This is a genomic window from Parasedimentitalea denitrificans (genome assembly GCF_011813015.1).
Classification (GTDB): domain Bacteria; phylum Pseudomonadota; class Alphaproteobacteria; order Rhodobacterales; family Rhodobacteraceae; genus Parasedimentitalea; species Parasedimentitalea denitrificans.
Window position 1 is genome coordinate 142,601 of record NZ_QHLQ01000010.1, and the last position, 8,104, is coordinate 150,704.

At 54.1% G+C, this 8,104-nt stretch carries 8 protein-coding genes; 2 read left to right on the plus strand and 6 right to left on the minus strand.

Annotated elements, in window-relative coordinates:
• From DL239_RS11935 to DL239_RS11955, 5 genes are all read right to left on the minus strand, one after another.
• Positions 1–1,500 (minus strand): tripartite tricarboxylate transporter permease, encoded by a 1,500-nt coding sequence (locus tag DL239_RS11935; protein WP_167684322.1) that lies wholly within the window; start codon positions 1,498–1,500, stop codon positions 1–3.
• A 6-nt stretch (positions 1,501–1,506) separates the two neighbouring features.
• Positions 1,507–1,989 carry a tripartite tricarboxylate transporter TctB family protein gene (locus DL239_RS11940; RefSeq protein WP_369410564.1) on the minus strand — a complete coding sequence of 161 codons (483 nt, stop codon included), beginning with the start codon at positions 1,987–1,989 and terminating at the stop codon, positions 1,507–1,509.
• Between the two features lie 62 nt (positions 1,990–2,051).
• Positions 2,052–3,002, minus strand: a complete 951-nt coding sequence (locus DL239_RS11945; RefSeq protein ID WP_167684323.1) for a Bug family tripartite tricarboxylate transporter substrate binding protein — start codon at positions 3,000–3,002, stop codon at positions 2,052–2,054.
• A gap of 337 nt (positions 3,003–3,339) precedes the next feature.
• Positions 3,340–3,681, minus strand: a complete 342-nt coding sequence (locus DL239_RS11950) for a pyruvate kinase (protein ID WP_206188439.1) — start codon at positions 3,679–3,681, stop codon at positions 3,340–3,342.
• Positions 3,682–3,692: 11 nt separating this feature from the next.
• Positions 3,693–4,742, minus strand: coding sequence for a DUF4147 domain-containing protein (locus DL239_RS11955; protein WP_439650865.1), 1,050 nt, complete (start codon positions 4,740–4,742; stop codon positions 3,693–3,695).
• 344 nt (positions 4,743–5,086) lie between these two features.
• Between DL239_RS11955 and DL239_RS21905 the strand changes: the two genes are divergently transcribed.
• Both DL239_RS21905 and DL239_RS11965 read left to right on the plus strand, forming a co-directional pair.
• Positions 5,087–5,470: a TRAP transporter large permease subunit gene (locus DL239_RS21905; RefSeq protein ID WP_167684325.1), complete on the plus strand. Its 384-nt coding sequence runs from the start codon at positions 5,087–5,089 to the stop codon at positions 5,468–5,470.
• Positions 5,471–5,560: 90 nt separating this feature from the next.
• Positions 5,561–6,781, plus strand: a complete 1,221-nt coding sequence (locus DL239_RS11965; RefSeq protein ID WP_167684326.1) for an FCD domain-containing protein — start codon at positions 5,561–5,563, stop codon at positions 6,779–6,781.
• A 90-nt stretch (positions 6,782–6,871) separates the two neighbouring features.
• Here the strand turns inward: DL239_RS11965 and DL239_RS11970 are convergent, their stop codons facing one another.
• A complete protein-coding gene (locus DL239_RS11970; protein WP_167684327.1) occupies positions 6,872–7,183 on the minus strand; it encodes a hypothetical protein in 312 nt (103 codons plus the stop codon).
• Between the last annotated feature and the right edge of the window lie 921 nt (positions 7,184–8,104).

Genomic DNA, 8,104 nt, shown 5'->3' on the forward strand with positions numbered 1-8,104 from the left:
TTATTCTCCAGTCGACTCGACAGGTGAGCGTTGTTTGAACATCAGGCCCCAGACCAGCGGGCCAAACAGGGCCAGCGCGGTCAGGACAAAGAAGAAGAGAGCAAGCGGTCGGGTGAACATCAGCCACCACTGTTCGTCGAGCATCACCATGGATTGGCCCAGACGGGTTTCCAGCATGCCGCCCAGGATCAGGCCGATGGCCATAGGCACAACCGAGAACCCATAGCGACGCATAAAGAACCCAAGGATACCCGAGCCAACGGCGATCGGCACGTCGATCATCGACTGTTCCAGCGCATAGGCACCGACGATCGAGAAGATGAACACAATCGGCCACAAGATCTGGATCGGGATCAAGGTGACGCGGGCAAACAGCTTGGCGCCAAACAGACCGATAAAGAAGAACAGCACGTTGACCAGCATCATCGACCAGAAGATGGCAAAGGCAAAGTCAGCCTGCTCGGTGAACATGGTTGGACCGGGGCGCAAACCGTGCACCATCAGGCCAGCCAGGATCACCGCGGCCGTCGGGCTGCCGGGAATGCCCAGTGCCAGTGTTGGAACCATAGCCCCACCGGTGGCCGAGTTGTTTGCAGCCTCGGACCCGGCGATGCCTTCGAGCGAGCCCTTGCCGAATTCCTCAGGTGTTTTAGACCAGCGTTTGGCCTCGTTATAGCCGATCATCGAGGCCACGGTTGCCCCTTCAGCCGGCAGGATGCCGATGAAGGTACCAATTCCGGATGAGCGCAGGATGGTGCGCCAGACTTTCTTATAGTCAGCGCGGCTGGGCAGTTTGATCGCTTTCATGATCACCTGCTTGCGTTCTACATGCAGGTTGTCGGCCTGGATCAGCAGTTCCGAGATACCGAAGACACCAATCATAACTGGAACAAAGGGTATGCCTTCGCTCAGCTCGTTCATGCCAAAGGTGAACCGCTCGATCGAGGTCAGCAAGTCAACGCCAACAGTCGCCACCAGCACACCAAATGCACCAGACAGGATGTTTTTGATTGGCGAGCCATCCCCAATGGTGGCCAGCATCGACAGGCCAAAGACGGTCAGTGCAAAGTACTCAGGCGGTGCAAAGTTATAGGCGGCGCGGGCCATCAGCGGTGCGGCGGCCATCAGGCAAACAACCGAGACGATGCCACCAATGGTCGACGATACTGCCGCCATGCCCAAGGCCTTGCCAGCCTCGCCACGCTGCGCCAGCGGATAGCCATCAAGACAGGTAGTCGCACTGGCCGAGGTTCCAGGCGTGTTGATCAAAATAGCGGTGATTGCGCCGGCAAAGGTGGCCGCACAGTAAATCGTTGTCAGGATCGCGATGGCCGGGATCGGGTCCATCGTGATGGTAAAGGGAAGAAGAAGCGCGACGCCGGTCGTCGCATTCAGGCCCGGCAGGGCCCCGACCAATACGCCACCAAGCGTTGCGGCCACAATGAGGAATAGCAGATTGATGTCTGCCAGTGCCATAAGTCCGGAAAGAGCTGCGTCCATAGTTAGTTACTCGTACCAGAAGTTAGTCAGGAGACCGCGTGGGAAGCGGACTTCGAAGATACCGTCGAACAGGAAGAACACGGCGACGGGAGCGACAATGCCGACAAGGACCAAGGCCCAGGCACGGCGTTCCCCCCACAGGGCGGTTAGCGATACAGCAAACAGGCCAAGACCCAGGAACAGGTCAATCTCGGCGATCAGCAAGAAGCCAATCAGCAGCCCGATGGTCATCTGTACCATTCTGGTGAGCGGTTCAGGGGCTTTGCTGTCATCGCGAAAGATCAAATAGACAGCCAACATGATGATCAGGCCGATCACCAGCTGAGGAAAATCCTCAGGCTGCATGCCGCGTTTCAGGATCGGCGGAACGCGGTCAAACTGGGTGCTGAGCCAGTAGGCCCAGACGCAAAACACGATAATGCCCGCAGGAACGGCATATCGTGAAATATTGGTGCGGGGCTTTTGGGATTTGTCCAAAACAGGTTGCACTGGATTACTTTCTTGAAGATGGGTGTGGCCGCCCACAGGACCGCCACACCACACAGGTCAGATTATTCGATGAAGCCCAGCTCTTTCAGAGCGGATTCCATATCTGTCACCATGGTGGTGATCTGATTGCCCCATTCTTCGGAACCGGCAACCGAAGTTGCATCCAGACCAACCGACTCCAGGAAACCCTGATAAACGCCGTGCTGCATCGACTTCATCAGCGCGGCTTCGATCTGCTCGGCCACTGCGTCAGGCGTATCCTTGTGGACCACAAAACCACGCACGGTCGAGAAGCTGACGTCGATGCCCATTTCCTTGGCTGTAGATACGTCTGGCAGGCCTGCCATACGCTCGTTCGCCAGAACTACGATTGGGCAAACGTCGCCCGCATCGATCTGCGAACCGGCTTCGGCCAGGTTCAGAACCGCTGCGTCAACTGCGCCTGCAACCAGCTGGGTTGCCAATTCGCCACCGCCGTCGAATGGAACGATCTTTGGTGTCTGCATACCGCCTTTTTTGGTGAACATGAACGCCGATACGTCGTCGATATTGCCAAGGTGGGTGGTTCCGTAAGAGATCGGCGCCTCTTTCTGAGCCGCGACAAAGGCCTCGGCGTTGTCATAGGCGCCACAACGGACCATCAGGATCTGTGGATCGTCGGTACCACGGGCAATTGGACGAATATCATCCAAAGTCATTTCTGTCTTACCCTTGGACAATGTGGCCGCATGACCAATGGTGAAGGTCAGGATCGAGTGACCGTCCGCAGGCAGGGTCAGGTAGTGATCCATCGCAACAGCACCGCCGCCGCCCTTTTTGTTGACCACAACCATGTCGGCCTTGAGCACACGACGCGCGCGCAGCATCATCATCCGGGTAGTGACATCGGTACCGCCGCCGTTACCGGCGTGGGTCACAACTTCGATTGTCTTGGCCGGGAATTCTTCGGCACCTGCAATAGTCCCGGTCAGGGCCATTGCTGAAACCGAAACGGTAGCAAGAAACTTCTTCATTTTAATCCTCCTAGGTGTTTCCGAACCGACGCTCCTCACGACGACTCCAAATCTCACCCAGTCGATGTAACAGGTATTTGGTGTTTGGTATACCAAAATTTTCTAAATATGATTTCCTATCACAACAGACCACTGCACCAACTGAACAATCAGTGGTTTTTAGTGCAGATAACTAATACTCTTGGTCACCTCGCTCCACCTTTGGCGGGAATGAACGACTTGGAAACAGCAATACCTAGCGCCCTTACCCCAAGCATTGAAGTTTGGAGGCAAGAGGTATCAACTACTAAGATGGACGAGTTTTCGCTATCAAATACGACGATTACTGGTGCAGAAATCAATGATTGTTGCCTCCCTTCTTGAGGACGCTTCCCCCTGCATAGAGAGCGGTACCGCCCAACGGCTCTTCGATCCAGATGTTCTGATTACATTTCACCATCCCTACGCTTGGGCCCCTGAAGCTCCGCAAGAATAGTGGTCGAGCATCCGGTTCACCCTCGACAGCCCCGACTGCGGCATGAACAGCAGCGTGATCCTCATGAGTTCCATGGCTGAACTTCATGCGAAATACATTTGCACCGGCCCCTGCCAGAGCCTTAATCTTGCCAAACGTATTTGAGGCAGGCCCCAAGGTTGCAACGATTTTGGTATGTCTTGGCAGCGGACCTGGAGTGGTCATGTAAGGTGCTTTCACTTGTGTTTGATAAGGATGGCGAGATCCATCACGTTGGTGCCTGTTGGGCCGGTAATGATCTGATCACCCGTACGCGCGAGGTAGCAGGCAGAATTTGCTCTCGTCAGAGCCTCGTCTGCGCCGGGTTCCATGTCAAAGGTATCGCCATCAAGAAATGCGCCTGCAGCGTCCGTCGGACCATCGGTACCGTCAGTTCCGGCCACAAGCCCGCTAACGTCACTTCGGTTTCTGAAATGCCTTGCAAGCTCCAACGCCAAGGCCTGATTTCGCCCACCCTGGCCGGGGTTCTTTGGTAGAATGACTGTGGGCTCCCCACCGTAAAGGTACAGACCACATGGTCCGTCACGTACATCTAGGGCTATTTGGGCCGCAACCTCTGCGACATCGGCATACATGGTCTCTTCGTTTGCAATGACAGTAAGCCCCCTCCCCTGCGCATCCCGGACAACGGCCTCTCTGGCGACAACATTGGACGCAATGATCCGGACTGAATAATCAAAATCCGGACTGTCCGGGCAAGCGCCGAGACCAGAACCGATAACGTCAATTCCGTCGCCGCCGACATCAGAAATCGCAAGGACATGCACCTGTTCGCCCATGAACGAAGCCAGAAGCTTTCCGCCCTTTACAGCGGACAATTCCTTACGGCGACGGTTTATTTCGGCGATATCAGCGCCCATTCCTAAGGCAGACTGCGTCGCATCGACCAGTTGGGCGTATTCGCCCCCCTCCTTTAGATGCTCAACCAAGGACGATGCCCCACCGGACAGAAGGATCAACAGGCGACTTTCCGGCCCGCACCCCTGAACGAATCCGAGAACCTTCTTGCCAGCAATTAACGATGACTGATCAGGAACCGGGTGGCTTGACTCGAGTGCGACCACATTCCGACCCAAGCTCACCTTACCTATGTGATCCGTCTTGGTGACAATCAACGAGGGCGTGAAGGCGCGCCACTCACGCGGCAAGCCTTCAAACATCGAAACAGCGGCCTTACCCACCGCAAGGATTTGGGTCGGATGAGGTAATCCCCCCCCTTCAACCAACCCCGAACTGCCGCATCTCCCTTTACAGCAGAGACACCACTACGCAACAAATGGGCTAATATGGTTCTTTTTGCACCGTGCACTTTCACACTCCAATTGGCATTTTTTCATACCAATATTGGTACATTAGACTCCCACCACTGTAAATTCAAGTATTAACCAAGTAATTTCAATGATATCAATACGGATCACGGAATACCCCCGTATTACTCTTTTGTTTTTTTAAAACCACAAACGGTCATGAAGAGACATACTTTTCAACAACACTCGTTGCAGGAACCGTTGCAAATACGGTGTCGACTCGGCGGCGAAGGGGTTGAGACCGACATCTTTGACAGCGGGGGTTGGGCAGTTGGGGCATCTTGATCGCTCGGACGGTTTTGGCGTTCGGCTTAGGATTCTCCTTTGACCGACTCGAGATCACTCTGATCGTTCTGCCAGTCACTGCGCCCATCATCGCCAGACTAGCCTTTGGGGATCACGTCGCAGCGTTGGATATGATCTATTGGTTTGCAACCCTTATTGCTATCGACCTTCAGACCTCTTTCCTGACACCGCCATTCAGGCTTGCGCTGCTCCACCTAAAGGCAGCAGCCCCACCGGAAATCAAGATCCAGAACATCTATAAAAGGATCATTCCCCTTGTGAAATTGCAGCTCAGTGGGCTGGCGCATGCACTGCGCCTTCCTGAGCTCGCACCGTGGCTGTGTCGTCTCCTATTGCACTAGACACCCACCTTGGTCAGACCGCCACTCTCCCCGCGGCCTGGCCACTTGCACCCTTTTCGAGCAACTCAATTGTCTATAGGATCTGTCAATATGAGATCTCTATCAATTAAAATCCCCAATGTGTCTGAAAGCCTTGAAGAAAAGCTGGAAGCGCTCATCCTTGGCGGCGCCTTTTGGCCCGACCAACCGCTATCGTCTGAGCGCCGCCTAGCCGAAGAATTCAACGTCTCGCGCACCTCCTTGCGGAATGCTCTGGCAAGCCTGCGCAGCAAGGGTTTGCTGTTACTTGGCGGCAAGCGTTATTACGCCACAAACGTGATGGCGGACCTGATTGAACCAGGTCTCTACGGCATAGCAAAACAGGACGCAGTCAACCTATTGGACTACTGGATCCTGTTTTTTGCCGAGGCCGTGAGCCTCGCTAAGAAGAAAGCGCAAAACAGCGACAAGGTTGCTATCCTACAGGCTGCGCGCCACCTCAAACAATGCGTGGATGGCTCTGTTGCTTTGGGGGTGGTTGCCGCGTTCGAAACTCTCATCCGTGCGGTGCTCGATGGATGCTACAATTTCTTCCTAAGCCAAACACATTACGCCCTGCAGGCTGCTATCCGTCCTTGGCTTGAGGCCTCGCTGTCGCAACTTTGCAATCAGTCCGACACAACAAGCGCCTTTATGAAGACTGTTGATGAAATCGGTGGCTTTTCTGTAGACAAGCAAGCGCTTTTTCACTGTTTAAGCCCTGCTTTTGTGGTGTCTAACCAGACCGACCAACCAACAGGCACTCTTCGCGATAGTGGCGACCCCATACAGCTTATTGATGTTGTGCTACGTCACCCGATCTCTATCGAAGCAGTCTATGAACTACGTCTGATCACAGAAAAACACGCCGCAGGTCAGGCGGCCGAAAACGCAGACAAGTCCCAGCGCAGCGCGCTCAACGCCCATTTGGACCAAATGACGGTTATTGCTGACAACTCTCCTGCGGATTACAGCAAACTGGACACGACGCTTCACCGCCTTATTGCCGACTGCACCCAGAATCCGGTGTTTTCCGTTATAGATGCCGCATTGGCCCCGGTGTTTTCGAGAACCACAAACCAGTGGCTAAACAAGCACTTGGAAATGCGAAGTGATCAGACCACCATTCACCTGCAGCATACCCAAATCGTCGAGGCAATTGCCGCCCGCGATTCTGGCGCAGCAACTGGATCAATGCAAGAGCACCTGACATACGTTCTACGAAACCTAAGATGGCTGCGAGAACAAGACCATTTGCAAGAAATCGCGACGGCACGGCGACTGTTGCGGTAGCTTCGACTTCAAAGTTAAACCCACCTGAGACCAGGAGTAGCGCTGACAAACACTTCAAAGCTACTCTAGTCTGAGTTATAGCTACGAACCTCAAGCCAGCAGGTCAAAGACGTCACTGCCTATTTTCAGATTTATCTCGCCCTGACCGAACCCATCGACCAACACCCACATGATTTGCCCGGAGGGGCGGTATTTACCCCCCCTCAGCCACATCATCGTCGCCCGAGCGTTCTCCAGCTTCATTGGCCGTGTGGGCAAAATTGACTTGGAAATCATCAGCACTGGCGCTGGTGTTCCCAAATACCAAGACATCGCCCTCAGCGGCATGATAGTCATGTATCCAATCTGATCCGTAATCGAAGACGCCCAGATGAAAGAACGTCCGCTGTTGCGTCGCGTCACAAAGCTTTTCTGTTGTGAGGCAAAGGTCCGGTTCCCGCCCTTCGCTTCAGGAGGATGATTGGAGCCGGAATTGAACCATACCCCAATCCAAAGTCGTTGCTGTCAGTGGCAATAATGCAGTCTAGGTTACTGTGTTGTACGTGCCCCGTGGAGGTTCGAATCTCAATATTCACCCTGAACCGCAATCGAAAACAAAGACCGGCGGCTAATTCGGTGTCGGGCTTTCTTTCTACCACCACTGAACTCGCAGGAGGACGAGCGCACCCATGAAAGACCGGCGGAGTCAAAAAACTGAAAACCTGTTTCGCTGACACTTGAGATCACCGTGTAATGATCCAGGGCCCCGCCAAATAGTGCACAGACAGGACGTCCTTTTACAATCTCGTTCCAAATCACACCCGTTTGCTTGCCCAAGGGCACTGATAGAGGGCGTCTTGAGACCGGGCGTCCCAGATCTCGATTGGCGCAGACAGCCAACATTTCTGCCAATTCGGACTGGCGTTTTTTGCTCATGCCATTTTTCACAGAGGATCCAAGCCAACCCCGGTGACTTAGAAACCCAACCCCTTCAGCAAACATATGCCCCGCCTCACTCGTCTCAAGTTTCTGCGAAGGTGCATAAGCAAGTCTGATGGCGTTGATGATAGCGTATAGTCCACACAGCCCATCCAACTCGCCCTGGTTAAAGGGATCGATCAGATCACGCCCAGGCAGCGCTGAAGCCCACGGAACCCCCATGGAGGAAGTGGTACTGTCTCGAGTCATTTCCACAACCACCGCTCAATACTCATTCGCCAACATGATTGTGAGTACACGCGAGGTGACAGTGTCTGACGTCAGCGCTTATGGGTCCAAATAGCGGTATTTGCTAAGAGAGGGTTTGTTGCTCATCAGTAACCACTGAGGAGTGGACGATGAGAA